Origin of the sequence: uncultured Roseobacter sp. (assembly GCF_947492555.1) — a bacterium.
Taxonomy (GTDB): domain Bacteria; phylum Pseudomonadota; class Alphaproteobacteria; order Rhodobacterales; family Rhodobacteraceae; genus Roseobacter.
The window spans coordinates 983,712-1,005,924 of sequence record NZ_CANLNE010000001.1 but is presented as its reverse complement, the minus strand read 5'-3'; the positions used below and the strand labels follow the sequence as shown (position 1 = coordinate 1,005,924).

Below are 22,213 nucleotides of genomic sequence, written 5' to 3'. Positions count from 1 at the left end.
GCCGTCCGTACAGCCCGTAATCCAGCGATCCCTGGTGCGTTTGGGCAGGGGCTCCTTTGCGCATTGGAAAAACCTTGCAGGCAGAGCGGTTCAGTACAGCACTATGAATGCATGCCAGTGTTTCCGTCGGTCAGCGGGCAAAACGCATCGCGGAGTGTGACAACCATCGCATCGATCGCCGCTGATGTGCCTGCAGGATTGCGGCGCAATACAACACGCGCATTGTCGACAATCGTAAACCCATCCTCAGCCGTCAATTCCCTGCACCCAGGTGGAATGGAGCTGCGGGACAACGGTGCTACCGCAATACCGTTTACGACCGCGCTTCGCATACTCGCAGATGTGTCGCACTCGAAAGCAAAGTAGTGATTCACCCCAATTTGTTCCAGCGAATGGAGAGCATAGTCGCGGCACCAGTCTGAACTAAAGTAAATGGATATCGGCAACGGTCGGCGCAAATGCTGCGAATGCGAGATGGACGTGACCCAGACGGTGGGGTCAACAGCAAGAACTTCGGCTTCGTCTTCACTGTAGCCTTCATAGATCACCGCCAGGTCAATCTTGTCAGCACTCAAAGCGGCAAGTTGCGGCGCGCTGAAATCGCAGCGCACTGTCACCTGCGTGTCCGGGTGGCGTTGTGAGAATGAGGCGAGGGCAGACGGTAAAATACTTTGCACATATTCATCGGGAATACCGACGCGCACCGGGCCGGAAAGCGGTTTTTCCCGCAGCGCGGTTGCTGCCTCATCCAGCAGTCCGACAACGCGTCGGGCATAAGGCATGAGCTGTTTACCTCTTTCTGTCAGGCTGACGCCACGTGGCTGGCGAATAAAAATGCTTTGCCCCAGACTGTCTTCCAATTTGCGGATCTGCATGGAAACGGCCGACTGGGTGCGGCCCAGATAGTCTGCAGCACGGGTGACCGAACCGGAATCCGCGACAGCCAGAAAGCTTCGCATGAGATCACTGTCGAGTGGTGGCAGCATCGTAGGATATCCATCAGAAAATAGAATACCACCCATAATTACTATGCGTTTGATTGATGTCAACAAATCGCCGATGCCAGTCTTGAAGAGTAACAAGGCGGGCGAGATATGATCTGGAAATTTTGGAAGCGCTGGCGGGCTTTGCGTAAACGGCGGGACTCCATGGGGTGGATGCTGCTACGTAAGGACGATCGGTGGTTGAACGATATCGGGCTGACACGCGACGACCTCCGGACTCTGCTGCGGGAGCGGGAAGAGTAGGAGAGCGGTCATGCAACCTCATTGTATCCGGGCGTCGCAATTTTCTTCAGAGCAAGCAAAGCACAGCCCCTGCATCCATTTTCAACGCAGCTAAGGTCTGAGTGACCCACTTTGGGTGATGTTGCATTCTGCATAAAAGCCATTGATCCGCGCAGCGCCATCATGCGGAGACCAGGCTCTCAGTCAGACAAAACCGCATGCACGACGGATGACACCAAGACCGTTGCCAAATACGGTATTGTTTTTTACCATCGTGCCATCGGTAACAAGCAACAACGGGAGGGCACCAGCTGAGCATGCGTATCATCCGCCGACTTCAGCATGGCCCCCGCGTCGCCCTGTAAATTCGTTTGCAGGGCTGACCTTGGAACACTTTCACTCTTGGTCTGCCCAAAGCCGCGCCGCGGCCCCCATTTCTTAAACCGAGACTCTTATGAACATGATCAATATCAACGCCTTGAGCGTGACGCTTGGCGTGCCGCTATTCGCAGATCTGACCCTGACCATTTCCAAAGCCGACAGAATGGGCGTGGTCGCTGCAAACGGGCGTGGCAAATCCACACTGCTCAGCTGTATTGCTGGTGAATTTGACCAAACCAGCGGCGAGATCACCTGCGCGCGTGGCGTCCGGGTCGGATATGTGAAGCAAAACCTGCCTGTTGAAACCAAAAACCTGTCCCTTTACCAATTGGTCTTGGGCGCACTTCCGACCGACCAAGCCGACTATGAAAGCTGGCGTGTCGATGTGCTACTAGACGATCTGAAGGTACCCTATGACATTCAGCACCAACCTCTGGCCGCGCTGAGCGGTGGTTGGCAACGCACTGCAATGTTGGCCGCTGTCTGGATCACGGAACCGGATGTTCTGTTGCTGGACGAGCCAACCAATCACCTTGACCTCTCTCGCATCGCGTTGCTGGAAGGGTGGCTGGCGTCGTTACCCAACACCGTATCGGTCGTCATCATCTCTCATGACCGGGAGTTTCTTGACAACACGACCAATCGTACGATGTTTCTGCGTCCGGAACGCTCCCGAGTATTCCAACTCCCTTTTACGGCTGCGCGCGCTGCTTTGGACGAGGCTGACGCGGCTGATGGACGAAGATTCACGAATGACTTGAACAAGGCCCAGCAATTGCGCCGCCAGGCGGCAAAGCTCAAGAACGTCGGGATTAATTCCGGTTCTGATCTTTTGCTGACCAAAACCCGTCAACTCACCGACCGGGCCGAAAAGATGGAAGCTGCTGCCAAGCCCGCCCACCGCGACCAATCTGCGGGCGACATCAGGCTGGCAAACAGTGGCACTCATGCCAAGGCGCTGATCACTCTGGACGATGTTTCTGTTGAGACACCTGATGGGCGACTGCTCTACAAGACCGGTCGGAAATGGATTACCAGAGGCGACCGTGTCGTTGTGCTGGGCACAAACGGCACCGGTAAGACACGATTGGTTAAAATGATCCAAGAGGCGTTTAGTGGTGCGGGTTCTGCGATCAAATGTGCGCCTTCTATTGTGCCTGCCTATTCAGATCAGCACCTGAGTCAACTTGCCGAGCATAAAACGCCAATGGATGCAGTGGCCGGGCAATTCGATATCGGCGACCAGCGGGCGCGCGCAGTTCTGGCAGGGGCAGGCATCACCATGCAAATGCAGGAAACGAGGGTCGACGCCTTGTCCGGCGGGCAAAAAGCGCGATTGGGGATGCTGATCCTGCGCTTGAGGAACCCCAATTTCTACTTGCTTGATGAACCGACGAACCATCTGGACATTGAAGGTCAGGAGGCTTTGGAGGCGGAATTGATCGACCATGGCGCGTCCTGCCTGCTTGTCAGCCATGACCGCAGATTTTTAAAGAACGTTGGCAACCGCTTCTGGTGGATCAAGGGTAGGACGCTAGAAGAAGTTGACGCGCCGGATCAGTTCCTGAACATCCAAATGGATGTCAAATAGGCAATTGTTCAATCGCTTCTCGATAGAGGCATTTCGCTTTGCGTCGAAACGCGCATTGGTGCTGACATTGTGAATGTCGGAAAGGTCACACAGGACTGTCGGTGGCGCGGGTTTAAACCCGCGCGCCGTCACATCTCCGTTTTTTGTGCAAGCCGCGCAGGAGCATTTGAAGTTTCGGCAAGGCCCGGAATTGGTCGTGGTTCCACGTCAGTTGCTTGACTTCACGAGCGCAGTCCAGAGCGCGACAAAAGTGCCGGACCAAGTTGTCCAAAACGTATCCCTTCGGGCTAAACGGGTGACGCACCATTATCTGTTCGGGTTGAGAGGTTGCCGGTAGAGCCGCCCGTCAATTCGCGTTCAAACGTCGACTTGGCAAGGGCGCAGATCAGTTCGCGCTGGGCGATTGCTGTTACCGGTCCACGCCAAGAATGGCAGCTGCCTTTTCAAAATAGTCCGGTGCTCCAAAGTTACCGGACTTCAGCGCGATGACAAGCGTGGCACCTGCCCGTAAGGCAGGCACGCCTGGATCGATCTCGGGCCCAATTTCGAGCGTTTTCAAGTCTAAACCTTCAACAACGGAACCCGATGTTTCACCGCCAGCGGTGAGGATTTTGCGAATACCTGCGTCAACCAATTGGCGGGCGACCTCTGCGAAAAACGATTCAAGCGCCGCAGCGCTGTTATCCCGTCCGAATTGCCTTTGAATGTCAGCCACGACCGCAGGATCAGCGGAACTATAGGCCAGTGGAACGCCATCTGCATCGATCAGCCATTGGGTTACAGTCGCAGGGCTCAACTGGCCTGTCATCACCATCTTCGCATCGATTTCATAGGTTGGGTTCGTCTTGCTGTGCAAAGCGACCTGACCAAGCGTTGCTTTCGAGCAGGACCCGGACAACACGATACATTTCCCGCTCTCGCCGCGCCACTTCGTTTTGGCAGCTGTCATCTGACCACGCTTTTCGAAATTGCGCGGCAGGCCAAGCGCTACGCCAGATCCACCCGTGACCAACGGCAAACCATCTGCGGCAGCGCCTATTTCCATCAAATCTGCATCTCGTAACGCATCAACAACGATCAGCCTGTGACCGGCGCCTTGTTCTGCATTAATCGCATTTTTGATGGCCTTTTCACCGGACAGAACCGCCTCGGCATCGACGTGACCAACAGAGTATTTGGTTTGCGGTGTCAGCCAACGGCGAATGTCGGGGTCTGTCATGGGTGTCAGCGGATGATCCTGCAATCCGCTTTCATTGAGCAACCGATCGTGGACGAAAAGATGCCCTTTGTAGATGGAACGGCCTGTGCCGGGAAACGCGGGGCAGACGATGACCTGTTGCGCGCCCAAGGCATCTGCCAATGCATCGGCGACCGGGCCGATATTCCCCTCGGGCGTGGAATCAAAGGTCGAGCAATATTTGAAGAAGATCTGCTCGCACCCTTGTGCCAGAAGCCAGTTTAACGCTTCCAAGGATTGGCTCACTGCATCCGCAGGCTGGATAGACCGTGACTTTAGGGCAATGACCCCCGCCTCGACGTCGCTTTGCGCAGGTGTGGACGGAATGCCGGTGTATTGCACGCACCGCATCCCCTGTTTGGACAGCGTGTTCGCCAAATCCGACGAGCCGGTGAAATCATCCCCGATACATCCCAGCAACATCAGACGTCTCCCGGAAGCGTCAGACCTGCATTGCGGGCATAGACTTTGGCGACAGCGGCATCGTCTTCGCGCCCCAAGCCGGAGCCTGAGGCGGCTAAAAATTGCTGCAAGGCAGCGGCGGTAAGTGGTGCCCCGAATTTGGCGGACTTCGCCGCATCGAGAACAATGCCAAGGTCTTTTGGCCAGATATCAACCGAAGAATGCGGAGTGTAATCGCCCGCCACGATGTGGGGCGCGCGGTTTTCCAGCATCCATGAGGTACCGGCGCATTGGCTGATCACCTCAACAAAGGTGTCGGGTGCCACGCCCTGGGTCATCCCAAAGGTCATCGCCTCGGCCATTGCCGCGATGTGCACACCGGCAAGCAACTGATTGACCGCCTTCATTGCAGAACCGGCGCCGGCACTGTCACCCAGTTCGAAAACCGTGCTTGCCGTCGCATCGAGCACCGGTCGCGCGGCGGCAAAGGCTTCGGCAGAACCGGAGGCCATGATGCTCAGGGCCCCTTCGCCCGCTTTTTTGGATCCACCGGAAATCGGCGCATCGAGATAATGAACACCCGCCTCACCACATCGCGCCGCCATCTGGCGCGCGAACTCCGGTGCGACGGTCGCGCAGGCCATGACCGCCGCGCCCGGCTTCAGCCGCGCCACGACACCTTCTGGGTCAAATAGAACGCTCTGGGTCTGTTCCGCATTCAGAACCACCACGACCACGACATCCAAGGTGCCAACAATTCGGGATAAATCTTCGGTTTCTCCGCCCTCGGCCTGAAACCGCTCCGTCGTCCTGGCGTTAATATCATAGCCATAGGTCGTATGCCCGGCGCGCAGCAATGATTGCGCCATGCCATACCCCATGGAGCCCAAACCAATAACAGCGATCTTACTTTGCATCTGGAATACCTCTACCGATATCAGGTTTGTGTTTCGCGGCTATGTGCTGCGTCGCGTCGGTTGGAACGAACCCGCCAGACCGAATCCGAAGAGGTGATAAACATCTCCGTTCCGCTGCTCCCACCAAAGCAGATATTGGAGGTTTGTGACGGAAGGCGAATTTTGCCCAGACATTTGCCTGTTAGGTCAAGGCAATGGATGCCGTCCAGAGCGCTGGTCCAGATGAGGCCCTCGTGATCGACGCGAAACCCATCTGGCACCCCCGGCGCAATTTCAGCAAAGACCTGCCCGCCTGACAGCGTTGTGCCGTCCACATCAAAAACGCGAATATGGTGCGGCAGGCTGTGGTCGATCCCCGGAAAGCTGGCGCCGCGAATGGCCCCAGAATCAGCGATGTAGAGCTTTGTTTCATCCGGTGAAAACGCCAGCCCGTTTGGTTTGTCGAAATCAGTGACAACGGCCGTCAGGGCGCCATCAGGCGCTGCGCAGAAGACATAACATCCATCGAGCTCGCTTTCAGCCGGATACCCTTCGACATCGGAGTTGATGCCATAGGGAGGGTCCGTGAACCACACGGATCCGTCCGATTTGACGACGACATCATTGGGTGAATTCAGTCGCTTGCCCTGATAGCGATCTGCGATCATTTCCACCGCTTGTGCGTCTTCTGGATCAAGCCGCCGAATGACACGGCGTCCGCCATGTTCGCAGGACACCATGCGCCCTTCTGCGTCACGCGTATTCCCATTTGCGAACTCGCTGTTTTCCAATGCGACACTTGCGCCTTTCCCGTCTTGCCACTTCATCATGCGCTTGGCGGGAATATCGTTGAAGTAGAGCGTCTCGTTTATCCAGACGGGCCCTTCTGTCCATGTAAAACCGCTGGCAATCAATTCGGGCGGGTGGCTGGTGTCGACCATATCCGCAAATGAACGGTCAAAGGTTTCAAAGTAAGCGCTCATATCAGCCCCCCTTTTTGCGCAGTGTCTGAAGCAGAAGCATCACAATGATGATCATGCCAAAGGTGATGTTGCGCCAGGCATCCGAGATTTGCATCACCGACAGGATTGACGTCAGCAAGGTAATGAACAAAACACCACCTATCGTGCCCACAAGGCTGCCGCGTCCGCCCAGAATTGACGTGCCACCGATGACGACGGCTGCAATCGTTGGCAACAGGAACGGATCGCCCATCGACTGATAGGCCTGGTTTGCATAGCCCGCCAACAAGACACCGCCGAGCGCTGAACAGACCCCTGCAATCGCAAAGGCTGCAAAGATGACCGATGGCGTTGAAACACCTGACAGGAAAGTCGCCTTTTCATTATAGCCAATGGCCGACAGGTAGCGCCCGAAACCTGAGCGGGTGAGAAGGAGAGCCATCATTCCAGCAACGGCCATCCAGACGATAAAGGCCGCCGGGATGCCGGCCAATTGACCAGTTGCAAGCCAAATCATCGTGTTACTTGCTTCGCCCTTGGGGTTGAACCCGCCGGTATTCAGCACCGCGACGCCCAACAGCATCGAATTGACCGCGAGTGTCCAGACCATCGACGGAATGCGTAGGATCGCGACACCAACACCATTCACAATGCCGATCAATGCCCCAAAGAGGAGCGCGGCCGGGATTGCCAGCGCGGTCAAAACCGTGTCGCCCGTTCCCGCAAGGGAGGTCGAGAGAATTGCAGCACCGCCCAAGATCCATGGAACAGACAAATCAATGTGACCCAGCAGGATGACAAGGGTCGCCCCCAGCGCAAGCAATCCAAGAAACGCCGAGATCTGTAGTTGCTGCGTCAGGTAATCAACCCCGAGGATCTGAGGGTAAAAGATACTGCCCCCCAGAATGAGCAGGATGGTCCCGATGTAAGGCACCAGGCTGTCGATATCGGGCAAACGTCGCATCAGGCGGCTCATCGTCCGAACACCTCCAGCTTGTTCTTCACGCGCAGAACGTCTGCTCCGCCGATGGCGATTGCTGCGGCCAGGATCAGGCCTTCGACGAAGGGTTGTGCCAGTGGCGGAAGTCCCGAGAAAAACATCAGCGCCCCGATTGTCTTGAGGATGAACGCCCCGGCGATTGCCCCGGTCAACGTGCCGACACCCCCTCGCAGTGCCACCCCGCCCAGGACAACGGCCGCGATCGAATTCAACGTGAAATTTGGCCCGATCCCGGCATCACCTGTCGTTGTGACCAGACTGAAGTAAAGCCCGGCAAGCCCCGCAAACAAGCCGCCCAAGGCAAAGGAGGCCAGTCGAATTTTTGCAACCGGCATGCCGGACTGAAAGGCCGCCTGTTCGGACGAGCCAACCGCATACAGGCCTAATCCCAGGCCCGTCCGGCGCAGGGGCACCCAAATCAACCCAATCACAGCCGCGGTGATGACCAGCGCCGTCGGCACGCCAAGCACATCCAGGGTCAGCGCATCGGCGAGGTCATAGTCGATCTGTCCTCCGGGGGTGGGCCGCAACAGCAGTGCAAGGCCAACGAACACGGAGGCCGTCGCGAGGGTCACCACGATGGGCTGGATACGGCCGTAGACGACCAGCAGACCGTTCAACACCCCGCAACCGACCCCGGCGGCAAGGACGACGATGATGCCAAACGCCATTTCGGCACCGGTCCCAATGACCAGATAGGAGGCAATGCAGTTGGTCAGCGCCATGATTGCCCCAACCGACAGGTCAATGCCACGCACGATGACGGCAAAGAACTGCGCAATGGCGGCCAAAGCCAGGATGAGACACTGGTTCGCCCAGATTGTCATGACATAAGTGGTCGGGCCTGCGGGGTGTGTTGCAAGGTAAGACACCAGCAACGCCACCAGAACCGAAAAGGCGATTGTTTCGCGCTGGTTCGCGCGCAGAAGATCACGCATGAGCGGTCCCCTCGGCGGCGGCTGGCGTCTCATGCATGTTCAGGGACGCGGCGATGATGTTTTCCGCCGTGATATCGGCACCGGAAAGCTGGCGCACGACACGTCCGTTGTAGAAAATATGCGCGTCGTCGCACAGGTGGATCAGTTCTTCGTAGTCTGTGGACAGCAGCAGGATGGCGACGCCGCTGTCTGCCAACCGTCTGAGCAGGGCGTAGATCTGGGTTTTGGTTTTGACGTCAATTCCACGGGTCGGGTCGGCGAGCAACATGCATCGCGGGCCCAGCGACAGCCACTTGGTGAGCGCCACCTTTTGCTGGTTTCCCCCTGACAGTTCGGAAACCGTCTGATCCAGACTGTCGCATTTGAGTTCCAGCGCGTCGATGAAGGGTTGGTAGATGGCGGGATCACCCGCATCGATGCCCTCAACGCCTAAAGCGGCGAGTTCCATATTGTGCGCGATGCTCTGTTCCAGCACCAGACCTTCGGTTTTCCGGTCTTCCGGGACCAGAGCGATGCCAAGCGTCGGCGATTTGGCGGCTTTTGGATGGTTTACCGTGATTTTCCACCCATCCATCATGCAATCTCCCCGGGTGCTCTTGAGCAACCCGAACAGACCTTGCAAAACCTCGCCCTGACCCTGCCCATCCAATCCGCCAAGACCCGTGATGCAGCCCTTTCGCAACACAATGGAAACGTCATCCAACGTGTCGCTCCAGCCGAAACCATTTAGGCTGATAACTTCTTCAGCGTCGGCAACCGGATCAGGCTTTGCCGGGAACAGGTCGTCAATGCGCTGGCCAACCATCTTGCTGATGATCGCACCGTAGTCATAGGCCCCGTTGTCAAAGGTCTCGACATGGGACCCGTTGCGAAAAATCGAGATGCGATCCGCAAGCGCTTCGATTTCGTGAAACCTGTGCGAAATGAACAAGACGCCGACGCCCGCGTCGCGTCTGGCCCGTATCAGACGGAATACTTTCTCCACGACGGAGGCGTTCAGGGCGGAGGTTGCTTCGTCTAGGATCAGAAGTCTTGGATTGCGCGAAAGCGCCTTTGCGATTTCAACCTGCTGACGCTCGGCCAATGTCAGATCAGCAACGCGCGCCTTCATCCGGATGGCGTTGCCATCAATTTGCGACAGGATTGCCTGCGCGCGCTCAACCACCGCCGTATCCAGCCGTCCCAGGCCGCGCCCCGGCGCGCCCAGCATCAGGTTTTCGCGAACCGTCAAATCCGGAACCAGTGAGAGTTCCTGGAACATGCAAATCAGGCCCCGCGCCATCGCATCGGCCGGTGAGGACAGATCTGTCCTGGTCCCATCAACATCGATATGCCCGGAGGTGGGCTGGATAACCCCGGAGACCAGTTTCATCAGTGTTGATTTGCCGGCGCCGTTCTCGCCGAGAATGGCGTGAATCTCGCCCGCGAAACAGGCGAAGTCCACATCTGACAACGCCTTGGTTGCCCCATAGGTTTTGGAGACGCCAGACAAGCGCACAATAGCTGTCTCTGATCGCGGCATTTGAACCATCCGACTATAGTAAATGGGATCGTAGACCCGGCGACATTGGATGCCGCCGGGAGAAGGTGCCAGACGCTTAGGTGTCGTCAGCGCTTTGGCCGATCAGCTCTTCTGGAGTGAACGGCGCAATGCAGTCCGGAAAACCGGTGCCTGTGTTGAAAGACTTGGGCAGATCAGGGAAGTAGTTCACGCCCGCCTCCAGATCGCTTGCCATGACCTGCGGGATTGGCAGGAATACGGTTTGCGGCAGTTCGTTCCCCTGCAATAGGGCGACGGCTGCTTCGAGCGCGATAGCAGACATGGCCGGGGCCTGTGACGCTGAGATGCCGGGGATGTCCAATTCATCCATCAGGATGCGTACACCGTTTTCGCCGTCAACGCCCATCGGGACAATCGGGTGCCCCGCCGCTTGCATCGCGTTGATTGTGCCAGCGGCCCCGTGCTGTGATACGACCGCGTCAAATTCGCCGTGGGTTGCAAGCGCGTCAGCAACAACCTTTTGGCTTGTGCCAGTATCCCAGTTGCCAACCACTTCGACAATCTCAAGACCCTCCACTTTTTCCAGAACGCTCATCATGCCCAGACGACGGTCACGATCGGTGGCATTGCCCGGCAGACCGTTGACCATCAGGATTTTGCTGGCGTTTCCCCCCAACTCATCCATGACCGTTTGTGCCTTCAGGCGGCCAAGCTCCAGCTGGCTTTCGTTGATCTGGACCACCTTGTCAGTATCCAAAACATTGTCGAACGGGACCAGCACGGTGCCTGCGCGGTCTGCGCGGCGGATCACCGGCTCAAAGGCACTTGGGTTGACCGCGATAAAGGTAATGGCGTCATAACCGGCGGCGATGAAGTTATCTATTGCTGCAATTTGTGCAGCACTATCGTTGCCAACCGAGACGACCGTAAACTCCTCGATATTTGCGGCGTTTTCCGGCCGCGCTGCCCAGGCTTTTGACGCCTGAATGGCGGCGATGCGCCAGTCGTTGCCGGCAAAACCGTTCACAAATGCAATTTTGTAAGGTCCGTCCTTAGCCTCGCCCTGAATCGTGCTTGTCCCAGGTGCCGGGACAAAGCACTCCGGCCGGTAGGTGTCTGCAAAGCCTGATGTCGCAGTGACCGCCGCCAACGCCGTCCCCAAAAGAAACTTTTTCATTTGATATCCTCCCAATTCGTCGAAATACTTATATGTTTACGTAAACATACTGGCCATCATTAATATGTTTACGTAAACATGTGTCAAGCCTTTCTCTCATCCCGGTCAGACGCCGCCGCGCAATAGGCAGGAAACTAAATGAAAATTAGGAATACTCGCCCAACCATGGATGACGTTGCCGAGAAGGCTGGCGTGAGTCAGATGACTGTGTCTCGGGTGATGAATGGCAAAGGCTACATCTCTGAAGAAGTCCGAAGCCGCGTCAGGTCGGCGGCGGCGGAAATTGGCTATGTGCAAAATCGCCTGGCACGCGGGCTCAGGTCCGAGAAAACGCCACTTGTCGCGGTTGTTCTGCCAACGCTTGGGAACTCTGTTTTCAACGATGTGCTTAGCGGTATTACGGATGCTCTGACACAGGCGGGGTACAGACCCGTCTTTGGCGTCACCGAGTATTCTGAGGCGAAGGAAGATGAACTCGTCCGTGACCTGTTGTCCTGGCGTCCTTCCGGCATCGTGCTGACCGGATTGGAGCATTCTGATGTCACGCGGGCTGCGATTGCAGCAGCAGGTGTCCGGGTTGCCGAGATCATGGACATTGATGGCACACCGATTTCACTGGCTTTCGGCATGTCTCAGATTGCTGCGGGTCATGCCACCGCAAAGCACATGTTGGCGCAAGGGCACCGCAGATTTGCCTACGCAGGCAGCCATAGCGGGCGCGATCTGAGGGCTGGCAAGCGGCTCGAAGGTTTCCGACGAACGCTACGCGACGCAGGCGCAACTTTGCTGTCCGAGAATATCAGTTCAAAACCTTCCTCAATGATGGAAGGGCGCCGGATGACCGCAGAAATCTTGTCGCGCCCCGACAGACCAGACGCGATCTACTATTCGAACGATGATTTAGCAACCGGCGGCATCATGCATTGCCTGTCAAACGGCATCCGGATGCCTGAAGATATTGCACTCGCAGGCTTTAACGGTTTGCCATTTCTTGAGGCCTTACCCGTAGGCCTGACGACCGTTGAAACTCCTCGCTACGAGATGGGGAAACAAGCAGGGAAATTCCTGTCCATGCCAGAGACTGATCTTGCGGAAGACGCCGGAAGAGTAGTCGATTTGGGGTTCAATCTCATCGCGGGACAAACGTGCTAGTGACGGATGTCTTTCAAAGGCCCTGCAGACTGAAAGGCTGCGGTCGTCGGTTATCCCCAAAAAACCTGAACTTCATTTGCAAATTTGCGTTCTTACCCGACGAAAGTTGCATCTCTAGCCGGACAAGTGGCGATTCACGCCGGACGACACACAAAGAGATTTTGTGGCTGTGGACGCAGTCCTAAGCTAGGCAGTCTGTGCCAAATTTCCCTGTTAACAGGGAAAGTACAGGGAAAAAATGCCGATTTTGCCGATAATCTAGCTTGTCGACTTTGTTTCGGCAAAGAATACAGCAGTTTGGGTGGGATTCCCCTAAACATGTTAACAGGGAAATTTTGGTCCGGTATCAGCGATAGAATAGGAACGAACAGGGAAGCGCTGCTACCGGGCCAGGTCCTTAAGGCATGTTAGCTGAGCCGCCCAATTTTCCTAACCTGTGATTCACTTTCTTCGCTGCGAGCGCATGCTGCACGAAAATCGCGGCAAGTGCTCGGAGCACAGCGCTGCGCAGCGGCAGAGATAGCCGCCGTTCGTTCATCGCGCGGAGAAGTTTTGTAGACGAATTTACGAGACGCGGGACAAAGTGAACCTTCGCTGCAAGGGCTCCAATGTTAGCTTCATGGCGAAGTACTTCCCTTCAGTGCAAAGCTAAACAACGCAATAGCTTGCTGCAGTCTTCTAAAGCGCGCGCAGCGATGTACTCATTTGGCTGATGCGCTTGAGAAATGGAACCGGGGCCGCAGATGATCGTGTCCAAACCAGCATCAGCATAATAGCCAGCCTCGGTAACGCCATCCCAGCATCCGATTTCGACCGGCCCGAGACGCTCCTTCAACACCCTTAAGCATTCGCTGTTTTCGGTCACCCTGAACGCGGGAACATTGGAAAGCGTCTCTATCTGAATAGACGCGTCCTCCTGGTTTCCAGTCATTCTTGGAAGCAGGTCCGATGTCATAAATGCATTCAGCTCTGTCAGGAAAACGTCGCTTGAATCCTCTGGCAGGTGCCGGAATTCAAACTCCAGTTCGCAGCGTTTCGCGATCATGTTGCGTGCTTGGCCGCCGTGTATGAGACCGACCTGTATTGTAGATTTGGGGGTAGCATAGGTGTTCTTGCTCGACATTGCAGAATAGTATTGCGACTTTCCCAGGAGATACTGCACCAGCTCGGATGCGAAATGGATGGCGTTGGATTTGGTTGCGATTGTCGCGGCGTGCCCTTCTGAGCCTTCCACGGTTGCCCGAAGACCCAAAATGCCCTTATGCGCCACGATCGGACGCATATCGGTCGGCTCACCGACAATGCAAATGCTATTGGCTGGTATAACTTTGCGTAGGTAGCCGGAGATTTCCCGCGCGCCGAAGCAGCCAGTTTCCTCGTCATAAGTGAGAACGAGGTGCAGCGAACGATCCCGAGCTTCCGTAGCCCATGTCGTGGCGAGGGAAAGCGCGACCGCGAGAAACCCTTTCATATCAACGGCACCACGCGCGAACAGCTTTCCATCTTTCTGTGTCAGTTTGAATGGATCGGATGTCCATTGCTGGCCCCCGACGGGAACCACGTCTGTGTGCCCGGCCAGAACCAGCGCAGGCCTTTCTTTTGGTCCTGTGACGGCATGAAGGTTCGCCTTCGATCCCTCAGCATTCGGCAGGATGGTCACATCGAACCCAGCTGACGAAAGCAGCTGTCGACAGTACTCTATGCACTCCAGGTTGGTCTTGTGGCTGGTCGTATCAAATGCACACAGCCGCTCGAGGATTGTCAGAGTGTCTTGCATTACAAGCTACCCGAAAACCGCGGAGAGCAAGATCGAGGAAGGTGTGCCCGTCCCCATTTCAGAACTCTTTGGATCTGGATTGCGCTGCCATGACGGCATCCATCACGATCGCATTCAGATTGTTGTGCAGAGCGAATTGTTCCAGTGCGGCAGCGGTTGTGCCACCTTTTGACGTCACGCTTTCGCGTAACCGGGACGGCGCGCGGTTGTGTTTCAACAGTTCTGCCGCGCCGATGAGCGTGTCGATTGCCAGCTCCAGGGACAATTGTGGTTCAAGACCTGCTTGCTCACCTGCCAGCGCCAGCGCTTCGGTGAAGGCAAAGAAATAGGCCGGGCCGCTGCCTGAAACTGCGGTTGTTGCGTGAATGTCATCCTCGTCTTTAACCCAGCGAACAGGACCAGAGCCTGCAAACAGCGCCTCAAACTGTGTCTTGGTCGCGGCATCTGTTGCAAAGGCAACATTGACGGATTTCTGAACCGCGGCGGCCATATTGGGCATGCACCGCACGACCACGACGTCTTGACCAATCGATTGAACGATCCGGGCGCTGCTTACGCCCGCCATGATCGAAATGACCAGCGTTTTGTGATCAAGGAAGTCGGCAATGGGGCGGCTGACCGCTTCGAACACCTGCGGTTTTGTGGCCAGAACAATCATCGCGAATTTTGTAACTTCAGGGATTTCGGCGTAGTCACGATAGACGGTGCTTATCCCCAGATCAGTTGCATGCGCCTCGTTTATAAAGGGGTCCAGGATCGCGATTTCGGACATGTTGCCGCCACCAGTCTTATACCCATTCAGAATGGCGCGTCCCATATTGCCGCCTCCGAGGAACAGGGTTCGAGGTGCTGTTTTGGTCATAACGGTTCGTTCTCTTTTTTATGCATAACCTGCTCGACAGGTTGCCTGTTCTTCCGCCTCCAGGGAGGTATTTTGCGGACCGAGTTACATCAGAAGTGCAGCTTGGCCGAGTTCAGGGTGGTTACCACTGCGCATCTGTGGCGACGCTTCTTGCGCCTTTCGCAGCGATTTTCTTTTCCATGTATTTGATGCCGCGAAGGATCGGGAAACAGTAGATGAAGTAGAGGCTGGCCACGAGGAACAGGATCCACATGATGTGTGCGGGATGGCGATGAATGGCGTCCTCACCCTGGCGCATCAGCTCCACAACGCCGATGACGGTCAGGATGGATGTGCCCTTGATGACCAGAACATAAACGCCGGCTAAAGGTGGCAAGGTCAGCTTCCAGGCTTGCGGCAGGATCACGTTCAGCAGCCGCTGGCGCATCTTCATGCCCACTGCCGCCGCCGCTTCCCACTGCCCTTTTGGCACGGCCTCCAACGACCCTCTGACGATCTCGGCAGTGTAGGATGAGGTATATATCGTCAAGGCGATCACGGCGGCCATGAAGTTGGAGAAGTCAAAGATCGAGAGCTTCGTTGTCGGCAGCACGTAGTAGACGATGTAGATCTGGACAAGAAATGGGGTCGCCCGCACAAGGTGAACATAAAGCCCGATAATGTTCTTGACGGGCTTCGGTCCAACCGTTCGGCCCAGCCCAAGCACAAGCCCAACAAAACTGCCCAAAGAGATAGCGGCGAGCGAGATCAGGATGGTGTTCAGGAACCCTTCCAGAAGAAAAGGCATGGTTTGTAATGTGAGTTCAAACATTGCGACCTCCTACCGGCTCTTCCAGGCGTTGCCCGCCAGCTTTTTCTGAATTTTGTTCGATGCCACCAGCATCATCAGGTAGATCAGCAAATACCCGAAGGCCGCTGTCATGAAGGCTTCGGTCGGCATCACCCGGTCAGACAGTATGATCAGCCCGGCTCCCAGCAATTCGAATACGGCGATGAAGCTAAGGATGGAGCTGTCTTTAACCAGAACAGCGGCCTGCCCAAGAAGTGAGGGGATCACCTTTGCAAAGGCTTGCGGATAGATGACGTTGATCATCGTTTGCCGTTCGGTCATGCCGACGGCCTTGGCACCTTCGAACTGGCCGCGATCCACGGCCTCAATGCCACCACGGATGATTTCACTCATGTAAGCGCCGGTATGAACGGTCAGCGCGAAAATGCCGCACGCCAGAGCAGGCACCGGGACGTTCAGAACCGGAATCTGAGACAGGCCGTAGTAGACGAGATAAAGCTGCACCAGAAGAGGCGTGCTGCGGACAGCTTCAACGTAGGCTGTGACCGGCAGGGATATCCACTTCTTCTGGGATCGTCTGGCAACGGTCACAAGCGTGCCAAGAATAAGAGACCCCACGAGGCAGACAAAGGAAATCCACAGCGTGGCCCAAAGGCCCCAGGCGAATTCGGGCAGATATTGCGAAACAACCCTGTAGTTGTAGAACTCGATCAGGCTCATTTACCCCTCCCGTTAATGGTTAACCGTGCGGGGCGCGGCCCCGCACGGTCAGGTTCAAGATTTACTTGTGGTCAACTTCCCAGGCATCGGTATGCACCCAGTAGTCCAGCATGCGCTCGATTGTCCGATCTGCTTTTTTGATGCGGAACCAGTTGTTCAGCCAGGATTCCAGATGCGTATCAGTCGGACGCACGGGGAAGCTGAGCGGTGACTGCACGATGGTGCCGTCAAGAACACGAACGCCTTCGAATTCGGTGGTGAACTGCGTGGCGATCTCGCGCGAGGTCACGCCCGCATTGACGCGCCCGACGGACAAAGCCTGAGCCACAGCAGGGCTGCCGCCAGACAGTTCAACAACCGTAGCGTTGGGCATGTTATCGCGCACAAACTTCACGTGGGAGCTTGCCTGGGGAACGCCGATTTTCACACCTTCAGTGTTCAGGTCCTGCCAGGTGGCAGCTTCAGAACCGCCTGCGACGTAGGCTACAACGTCGCTGTAATAGAAGGGCTCAGTGAAGACCAACTGCAACGCACGCTGCGGGGTGGGTGTCATGTCCGCCGCAATGAAATCGACCTTTTCGGCCAGAAGCGACGGGATAAGACCTTTCCACTCATAGTCCTGGAACTCGATCTCTACGCCCATATCCTGGGCAATCAGCTTAACGACTTCGACGGCAAAGCCTGTACGCTCACCATGTTTGTCCACAAAGCTGAACGGAGGGCCTTGCGTTTGCACGGCGACGTTCAGCACTCCGCGGTTCACGATCTCCTGCACGGTGTCAGCATTGGCTGGTGCGAAAGTCGCTGTATGAGCGGCCACGAATGTGGCAGCGCCTGCAACGAGGGTTTTAAAGAAATTCATCTTGGGTTCCTCCCTTGGGTTGATGATTGTCAGAGAACTTTGTCCAGGAATTGCTGAGCGCGATCCGTGGACGGTTTTGCGAAAAATTCAGCCGGTTTGCCGGTTTCGACCAACTCACCGGCATCCATGAAGATCACCCGGTCACAAACCTCGCGGGCGAAGTTCATTTCATGCGTGACAAGGCACATGGTCATGCCGTCGTTGGCGAGCCCTTTGATCAGGTCGAGCACTTCGCCAACCATTTCGGGATCAAGTGCCGATGTGGCCTCGTCAAACAGCATCAGCTTGGGCTGCATGGCCAGGGCGCGGGCAATGGCAATCCGTTGTTGCTGGCCACCCGAGAGCTGAGACGGATAGTTGTTGGCCAGATGGTCCAGCCCCAGTTGCCGCAGCAGGTCCATGGCAATCTGGTCCGCCTCGGACTTCGTCCGCTTTCGCACCAGCGTCTGAGGCAGCGTGATGTTTTCGAGCGATGTCTTGTGCTGGAACAGGTTGAAATGCTGGAACACCATCCCGACATCGGCGCGCAACGCGTTCATGTCGGTATTCTTATCCACCAGATCAATTCCATCGATGTGGATGTGGCCCTCGGAGATCGTCTCAAGACCGTTCATCGTACGCAAGAGCGTGCTCTTGCCTGATCCACTCGGTCCGATGATGGCAACAACCTCGCCACGATCGACAAATGTGTTCACATTCGTCAGCGCGTTGATGGTGCGTCCGTCGGCCGTCTTGAAAATCTTTGACAGACCTTCGACCTTTACCAGCACGTCATTCTGCGCTGTTACATTTGCCATGTCACGCGACCTCCTGAGCATCTGAGTTCAAGTATTTGTTCAGGCCGGCCATGAGCATCTCACCCGCAGCGACGTCGACGTCCAGGTGGGTCACGATCCGAATGCGGCGGTCCCCAAAAGCGCCGGCCAGAACGCCCTCGCTGCGCAGCAACGCGACAATCTCGGCGGCGGTTGGGGCGGTGTCCTTCAGATCAAAAATGATGATGTTGGTCTCAACCGGCAGAACCTCTTTCACGAGATTCAATTTGGAAATCTGATCGCCCAGGTTTTGCGCCAGATCATGATCATCGCTCAGACGATCCACATGATGATCAAGCGCATAGAGGCACATCGACGCGACGATCCCGGATTGGCGCATCGCGCCACCAAGTTGTTGTTTCAGTCGCCAGGCTTGCGCGATGAAGTCTTCTGACCCAGCCAGAACGGCGCCAACCGGCGCGCCAAGACCCTTGGTGAAATCAATCCAGACAGTGTCGTAGTTTTCAGCATAGGTGGCGGCAGAAATGCCCTTTTTTGCCACGGCATTCATCAGGCGCGCGCCGTCCATATGGGTCGCCAGACCTGCGTCTTTCGCGGCACTCGCAACGGCCTGAAGCTGTTCCAGTGGCCAGATAGCACCGCCGCCCATGTTTGCGGTCTGCTCAACGCACATCAAAGTGCATTTTGGCATGTAGCGGGAGTTTGGTCGAATAGCCTGGACCACCTGCTCGGGCGTAAAAATGCCGTTTTGCCCATGCAGGGCTTTAATCATGACGCCGCTGATTGCGGCAGGTCCGCCAGTTTCGAAGTTAATGATGTGACAGGATTGCTCGCAGATGACTTCGTCACCCGGATTGGTGTGCACCTTGATCGCGATCTCGTTACACATAGTGCCCGAAGGCAAAAAGACTGCCGCTTCTTTGCCGAGAAGCTTTGCCACCCGGGTGCAGAGGTCGGTGGTTGTGGGATCTTCGTCTTTTTGCTCATCGCCCACCACGCAGTCCAACACAACGCGACGCATCTCGGACGTTGGTTTCGTCTTTGTATCGGCGTAAAAATCGTACATTCCTGCGCTCTCCTCGGCTGGCTTGTAAAACCAACGCAACGTTTGCGCGTTGCGTGTGCGAGGAGCATGTCAGCCGAGTGGGCATGACAAAAATATAACTTTGGGGGATTGGCATGCGTTTTTGATATACTGAGAGCTTTGCGGTTTTCGTAATTGTTTCCGCAGACCACAGACCCAGCTGACAGTAAGATCAGGACGTCAGCAGGATTTCCAACTCTTTCAGATACGCGTCACGCGTATCAAACAGGCACTTTCTGAACTCATCGACCAGACTACTGGACGGGCGAAATTTTGACCGCAGCAAACTGGATGAAAACTTCAGGTTCACCGAAAACCGTCGAAAGACCACATTGCGATGGCGAAAGCTAAAGGCAGAAAACGGATTGATGATCGCGGCCCCAAGCCCCTGTGCAACCGCTTCGCCGGCCATCAGCGAGTTCTGCACTTCCAGGACATTTGTCGTGGGAATACCGCTGTCATCAAAAACCCGCTGAAGACGTTGTGAGTAGGGATCAATATTGCCGAGGGCAACGAAGTCGATGTCCCTCAGGTCACCCGGAGTAATCTCACGTTTTGAGGACAATGGATGACCCAAAGGGAGAATGCAGATTTCCGGAGCATCGGTGAAGATTTCAAACTCCGTTCCTTCTGGCTCGATCGCATAGGCTGCCAGGCCAAGATCGCATTGCTGCGAAGTTGCTAGTTCTGCAATTGTTGGCGTTTGCCGTGTCGTGACGACAGTTTGTACGCCGGGTCTGCTTTTGCGAAAGGCTTTCACCGTGTCGACCAGGAAGCCCTGGGAAAAGGCCGGTGCACAGGCAATGTGGATTTTCCCCTGCTGCAGGTTTCTGATTTCCTCCGCGGCCCGGCTGATCCGCTTCAACCCCCTGAAAGATCGGTCGACCTCTTCATAGAGCAATTGTGCTTCATGAGTCGGTGCGACCCGATTTCCCGTTCGCACAAACAGCTTCATCTTGGTGGCGTCTTCCAACTGTTTCAACGATCTGCTCACCGCTGGTTGGGAGGTGTTGAGCAGTTCGGCCGCTCCCGTCACCGTGCCGACCGTCATCGTGGCATGGAAGCATTCAAGAAGGCGAGAGTTAAGCTGCAAGTGTAAGATCCAGAGATTTCGACGCCGATGGCTCTTAAGCGCCAAGGAAACGTAGTTTAGCTCTATCGCAATGGATCAATCAATGGAAACGGTGGAACGGCTCCGTTCAAACCAACCTCCTGGATAGAATAGGCCAGCACGACACCTTGCCGCCTCGGTCTGCCCTAATGACCATCGCAGCCCTAAGTGCAGGCCGACGCACTCAGCACGCTGCGTTCAGTTAGGGTCAGGACCCTAATCAACGCTCTGAATCGAGATACTGCGGTATCCCAATTCAACAACACCTCTCGACTTCAATGCATTCAGATGCAAACCGACGGCCTCCTTGGTAATGCCCATGATTGCGGCCAACTCCCCTTGGCTGATGTTCAACGTTGTTGTTCCTTGCCAGGTGCACAGTTGCTTGAGTGTTGCCGCCAGCCTCTTTTCCAGTGGCAGGAATACAGAATTCTCATACGTTCTGTAAAAGTGGGCGACGTAGGTGGCCAGTATTCCTGCGATTGCGCGCCATAGCATCGGGTCAGAGCGGCCGAGTTCCTCGATCTCACGACGGCTGATGATCAGCAGTTTCGTCTCTGCCAACGACACCGCATCATTCGGCCGAACACCGGACCCGAAGCATCCGATAAAACCAAACCACTGACCCGGTTCGAGATCGCGTACGATCAATTCCTTTCCGTCCTCGCTTGATGCACCGAACCGGACCCGTCCGTTTTCAATCAAAAAGAGGTCATCGGCCCGGTCACCAATCTGATGGATCAGTGCACCCTTGGAAAACCGGACAGACCTGAGCCTTTTTTCGATACGGGTCCGTGTTTCGGGAGCACAATATGTGAGCCAATTCCTGGTTGTCAGATTTTCCATCTCAAATGCAATCGGGATTGTCGTTTGACAGTGCGGTCGGACTTAACATGCCTCCATCTAATGTAAAGGAAGTCTGATGATGAGAACACCTAAGATTGCCGCCACCCTTATCTTGTCCATTTTGCCTGTTGCTGCGCTGGCGGTTGAATTGCCGCAGCGATATGTGCTCACGGTCGAACTCGCCGAAAAGATTGCCAAAGAGGCCATCGCAGAATGTGAGAAATCCGACGTTAGCATCTCTGCATCGGTAGTGAATGATCAGGGCAGTCTGGTATACTTTTCCCGCGGAAATGGGACCGGAGCAAACACGGTGCATACCAGCTTTCGTAAAGCCTACACCTCAGCGGCGCTAAAGATCCCCACCTCCGTTCTGAGCAGGGCTCCGGAAGCCGAAGGTTTCAGCCAACTGGGCAAAATGGAGGACGATATCCTGTTGTTGACCGGTGGCTTGCCAGTCTTCTACGAAGGCATGCTTGTCGGCGCACTTGGACTGTCTGGCGCACCGGATCCGGACCTTGAAGAAGAGTGCGGCGAGATTTCCATTGAGCGCGTGATCACCGGCGGGGTTGACTGAACCTGCCACAGGCCTGATCGGAACAACAACAGATCAATTGATGAGAATGTTGCTTCTCATCAGAGCATCATGCCAAACACCTGAGACATCGCTTATCACCCAACGCACCCACATCTTTGATGTCAGGCAGCGTTGGGTGAGCCAGGTTTTTCGCCATGTGCTATAGCGACACGTTTCTGCTTCGATTGCGATGCCGGGACAGCCTGCCCAATTTGCTGGCGCGCGTTGGACGAGTTTCTTTGCCGCAGCATTTCGAGCAACGTTTAAAACGCGCTTTGCAAAAACCAGCAAGAGCGGGAAAAAGACCTCTCCGATTTCCAACCGATGAGTTGAAAATCGGGGATCCAA

The 22,213-nt window shown here is 55.8% G+C and carries 22 protein-coding genes; 4 read left to right on the top strand and 18 right to left on the bottom strand.

Annotated elements, in window-relative coordinates; all coding sequences use genetic code 11:
* Positions 1–101: 101 nt before the first annotated feature.
* Positions 102–1,082, bottom strand: a complete 981-nt coding sequence (locus tag Q1A07_RS04885) for a LysR family transcriptional regulator (protein WP_299778332.1) — start codon at positions 1,080–1,082, stop codon at positions 102–104.
* 12 nt (positions 1,083–1,094) lie between these two features.
* Here Q1A07_RS04885 and Q1A07_RS04880 point away from each other — a divergent pair, with 12 nt between their 5' ends.
* Together Q1A07_RS04880 and Q1A07_RS04875 are read left to right on the top strand one after the other, a co-directional pair.
* The gene (locus Q1A07_RS04880) at positions 1,095–1,247 is read left to right on the top strand and encodes a hypothetical protein (RefSeq protein ID WP_299778330.1); all 153 of its coding nucleotides are present in this window, start codon (positions 1,095–1,097) and stop codon (positions 1,245–1,247) included.
* Between the two features lie 439 nt (positions 1,248–1,686).
* A complete protein-coding gene (locus Q1A07_RS04875; RefSeq protein WP_299778328.1) occupies positions 1,687–3,198 on the top strand; it encodes an ABC-F family ATP-binding cassette domain-containing protein in 1,512 nt (503 codons plus the stop codon).
* 409 nt (positions 3,199–3,607) lie between these two features.
* Here Q1A07_RS04875 and otnK read toward each other — a convergent pair whose 3' ends face one another.
* The 7 genes from otnK to Q1A07_RS04840 all read right to left on the bottom strand — a co-directional run bounded on the left by otnK (position 3,608) and on the right by Q1A07_RS04840 (position 11,311).
* Positions 3,608–4,858 carry a 3-oxo-tetronate kinase gene (gene otnK, locus Q1A07_RS04870; protein ID WP_299778326.1) on the bottom strand — a complete coding sequence of 417 codons (1,251 nt, stop codon included), beginning with the start codon at positions 4,856–4,858 and terminating at the stop codon, positions 3,608–3,610.
* The gene (ltnD, locus tag Q1A07_RS04865; RefSeq protein ID WP_299778324.1) at positions 4,858–5,754 is read right to left on the bottom strand and encodes an L-threonate dehydrogenase; all 897 of its coding nucleotides are present in this window, start codon (positions 5,752–5,754) and stop codon (positions 4,858–4,860) included. The genes otnK and ltnD overlap by 1 nt, the downstream gene beginning before the upstream one ends.
* 20 nt (positions 5,755–5,774) lie before the next feature.
* The gene (locus Q1A07_RS04860) at positions 5,775–6,716 is read right to left on the bottom strand and encodes an SMP-30/gluconolactonase/LRE family protein (RefSeq protein WP_299778322.1); all 942 of its coding nucleotides are present in this window, start codon (positions 6,714–6,716) and stop codon (positions 5,775–5,777) included.
* A 1-nt stretch (position 6,717) separates the two neighbouring features.
* Positions 6,718–7,671: an ABC transporter permease gene (locus tag Q1A07_RS04855; protein WP_299778320.1), complete on the bottom strand. Its 954-nt coding sequence runs from the start codon at positions 7,669–7,671 to the stop codon at positions 6,718–6,720.
* Complete coding sequence (locus Q1A07_RS04850; protein ID WP_299778318.1) at positions 7,668–8,633, bottom strand: ABC transporter permease; 966 nt, start codon at positions 8,631–8,633, stop codon at positions 7,668–7,670. The genes Q1A07_RS04855 and Q1A07_RS04850 overlap by 4 nt, the downstream gene beginning before the upstream one ends.
* Entirely contained in the window at positions 8,626–10,155 is a 1,530-nt protein-coding gene (locus Q1A07_RS04845; protein WP_299778316.1) for a sugar ABC transporter ATP-binding protein, read from the bottom strand. The genes Q1A07_RS04850 and Q1A07_RS04845 overlap by 8 nt, the downstream gene beginning before the upstream one ends.
* A gap of 76 nt (positions 10,156–10,231) precedes the next feature.
* A complete protein-coding gene (locus Q1A07_RS04840) occupies positions 10,232–11,311 on the bottom strand; it encodes a sugar ABC transporter substrate-binding protein (protein WP_299778314.1) in 1,080 nt (359 codons plus the stop codon).
* Positions 11,312–11,449: 138 nt separating this feature from the next.
* Between Q1A07_RS04840 and Q1A07_RS04835 the strand changes: the two genes are divergently transcribed.
* Entirely contained in the window at positions 11,450–12,463 is a 1,014-nt protein-coding gene (locus Q1A07_RS04835; protein WP_299778312.1) for a LacI family DNA-binding transcriptional regulator, read from the top strand.
* 637 nt (positions 12,464–13,100) lie between these two features.
* Here the strand turns inward: Q1A07_RS04835 and argE are convergent.
* From argE to Q1A07_RS04790, 9 genes are all read right to left on the bottom strand, one after another.
* A complete protein-coding gene (gene argE, locus Q1A07_RS04830; protein ID WP_299778310.1) occupies positions 13,101–14,240 on the bottom strand; it encodes an acetylornithine deacetylase in 1,140 nt (379 codons plus the stop codon).
* Between the two features lie 58 nt (positions 14,241–14,298).
* Entirely contained in the window at positions 14,299–15,102 is an 804-nt protein-coding gene (gene proC / locus Q1A07_RS04825) for a pyrroline-5-carboxylate reductase (RefSeq protein WP_299778308.1), read from the bottom strand.
* A gap of 121 nt (positions 15,103–15,223) precedes the next feature.
* Positions 15,224–15,913 (bottom strand): amino acid ABC transporter permease, encoded by a 690-nt coding sequence (locus Q1A07_RS04820; protein ID WP_299778306.1) that lies wholly within the window; start codon positions 15,911–15,913, stop codon positions 15,224–15,226.
* A gap of 9 nt (positions 15,914–15,922) precedes the next feature.
* Entirely contained in the window at positions 15,923–16,612 is a 690-nt protein-coding gene (locus Q1A07_RS04815; protein ID WP_299778304.1) for an amino acid ABC transporter permease, read from the bottom strand.
* A 61-nt stretch (positions 16,613–16,673) separates the two neighbouring features.
* A complete protein-coding gene (locus Q1A07_RS04810; RefSeq protein ID WP_299778302.1) occupies positions 16,674–17,474 on the bottom strand; it encodes an ABC transporter substrate-binding protein in 801 nt (266 codons plus the stop codon).
* 29 nt (positions 17,475–17,503) lie between these two features.
* A complete protein-coding gene (locus Q1A07_RS04805) occupies positions 17,504–18,271 on the bottom strand; it encodes an amino acid ABC transporter ATP-binding protein (protein ID WP_299778300.1) in 768 nt (255 codons plus the stop codon).
* Position 18,272: 1 nt separating this feature from the next.
* A complete protein-coding gene (locus tag Q1A07_RS04800; protein WP_299778298.1) occupies positions 18,273–19,316 on the bottom strand; it encodes a threonine aldolase family protein in 1,044 nt (347 codons plus the stop codon).
* Between the two features lie 190 nt (positions 19,317–19,506).
* The gene (locus Q1A07_RS04795; protein ID WP_299778296.1) at positions 19,507–20,427 is read right to left on the bottom strand and encodes a LysR substrate-binding domain-containing protein; all 921 of its coding nucleotides are present in this window, start codon (positions 20,425–20,427) and stop codon (positions 19,507–19,509) included.
* 234 nt (positions 20,428–20,661) lie between these two features.
* Positions 20,662–21,291, bottom strand: a complete 630-nt coding sequence (locus Q1A07_RS04790) for a Crp/Fnr family transcriptional regulator (protein WP_299778294.1) — start codon at positions 21,289–21,291, stop codon at positions 20,662–20,664.
* Positions 21,292–21,367: 76 nt separating this feature from the next.
* Here Q1A07_RS04790 and Q1A07_RS04785 point away from each other — a divergent pair, with 76 nt between their 5' ends.
* Positions 21,368–21,865 (top strand): heme-binding protein, encoded by a 498-nt coding sequence (locus tag Q1A07_RS04785; RefSeq protein WP_299778292.1) that lies wholly within the window; start codon positions 21,368–21,370, stop codon positions 21,863–21,865.
* A gap of 33 nt (positions 21,866–21,898) precedes the next feature.
* Here the strand turns inward: Q1A07_RS04785 and Q1A07_RS04780 are convergent, their stop codons facing one another.
* Positions 21,899–22,186, bottom strand: a complete 288-nt coding sequence (locus Q1A07_RS04780) for a hypothetical protein (protein ID WP_299778290.1) — start codon at positions 22,184–22,186, stop codon at positions 21,899–21,901.
* Positions 22,187–22,213: the final 27 nt, after the last annotated feature.